At 67.1% G+C, this 1,615-nt stretch carries 2 protein-coding genes; one reads left to right on the top strand and one right to left on the bottom strand.

Features of this window, described 5'->3' with window-relative positions:
• Positions 1-264 precede the first annotated feature (264 nt).
• On the bottom strand, positions 265-552 hold the full coding sequence (locus E1286_RS47155) for a DUF3040 domain-containing protein (protein ID WP_132623930.1): 288 nt from the start codon (positions 550-552) through the stop codon (positions 265-267).
• Between the two features lie 134 nt (positions 553-686).
• Between E1286_RS47155 and E1286_RS47150 the strand changes: the two genes are divergently transcribed.
• On the top strand, positions 687-1,615 hold a 929-nt coding region (locus tag E1286_RS47150), incomplete at its 3' end, for an Rv2578c family radical SAM protein (protein ID WP_132623928.1).

Genomic DNA, 1,615 nt, shown 5'->3' with positions numbered 1-1,615 from the left:
GGATCCGGGCGGGTGGCGGGTGCGGGAGAGCGACCACGCGTTCCTCACCTCGGCGCGGGCGCGCGAGCTGCTGTGGGAGGAGGGGATCGCCGTGATCGGCTACGACAGCGTGCGGGCCGCCTGGACGGGCTCATCGACGTCCGGCCTCGATGCCGCGCCGAAACGCCATGGGTGAGAAGGTACGCGGCCTTTGATCACCTCATGCGTCAGGAGGTGGCGAAAACGGAAAAAGTGGGGATCACAAATGATAGGTGACAGAAGCGATCAGAGAAGCGTAGACCCCAGGGCCATCGCGGCGGCGGCCTCATGACGGAGAACCATGACCAGCAATGTGGCGACCAGCGTGGCGATGAGCAGCCAGCTGATCAGGATGATGACCGTCGATCGTCGGGGCCTCACGGCCCCCGGCTCCGCGCTCTCCCTCGATCGCGCCTCGCTGCGGCGGACCCGCTCGTTGAACGACTCCAGCCGTGCGACGAGTCGCGGATCGTCGTCGACGAGGTGCTGCTCGATCTGGGCCAGCATTCGCTCCTCGTCCTGCGACCAGGCCATGGGTGCACCTCCGGAACGCAAGCTCTCTCGCGTCTTTCTGCCCAACCCTGAAGATCATTAGCCCCGAGCTGACCATGTAATTGCCACCTCTTTTCGGTTTGCGATCAAGCTCGAATCTTTGTTCTAATCAAGCTATGCGCTGGGACAACCTGCGTCTGACCGGGACTGGCGGGGACGATCCGGCCGTGCCGCTGTTCGCCCGCGGCGCGGTGACGCGTACGTTCGACACGCCCGAGTTCAAGGGGATGACCTTCTACGAGATCCAGGCCAGATCCATCATCAACCGCGTGCCCGCGGCCAGCCGGGTCCCGTTCGAGTACACGATCAACCCCTACCGGGGCTGCGGCCACCGCTGCATCTACTGTTTCGCCCGAAAGACGCACGAATATCTGGATCTGGATTCCGGTGCGGACTTCGACTCGAAGATCATCGTCAAGGTCAACGCCGCCGAGCTCGCCCGCAAGGAGCTCGCCTCGCCCCGGTGGGGCGGCGACCACGTGGCCATGGGCACCAACGTCGACTGCTACCAGCGCGCCGAGGGCCGCTACCAGCTGATGCGCGGCATCCTGGCCGCGCTGCGCGACGCCGCCAACCCGTTCTCGATCCTCACCAAGGGCACCTTGATCCTGCGCGACCTCGACCTGCTGACCGAGGCCGCCGACGTGACGGAGGTGAGCGCCAACGTCTCGGTGGGCTTCGTCGACCCGGAGACCTGGCGCGCCGTCGAGCCCGGCACGCCCAACCCGCGCCGCCGCCTGGAGACCTGCGCGACGCTCAACGACAACGGCATCGCCTGCGGCGTCCTGATGGCCCCGATCCTGCCGTATCTCACCGACTCGCCCGCGCAACTGGAGCGTACGGTCAAGGAGATCGCCGCCTCGGGGGCCACCCACATCGCGCCCATCGTCCTCCACCTGCGCTCCGGCGCCCGGGAGTGGTGGCTGAGCTGGCTCTCCCGCGAGCACCCGCGCCTGGTGCCGCGCTACCTGGAGCTGTACGGCCGCGGCGCGTACGCGCCGAAGTCGTACCAGCAGCGGGTGACGGGCCTGGTCAAGGAGTACGC

The organism is Nonomuraea terrae (assembly GCF_004348995.1).
Lineage (GTDB): Bacteria > Actinomycetota > Actinomycetes > Streptosporangiales > Streptosporangiaceae > Nonomuraea > Nonomuraea terrae.
The sequence above is the reverse complement of the archived record's forward strand: the minus strand, read 5'-3'. Positions and strand labels throughout refer to the sequence as shown.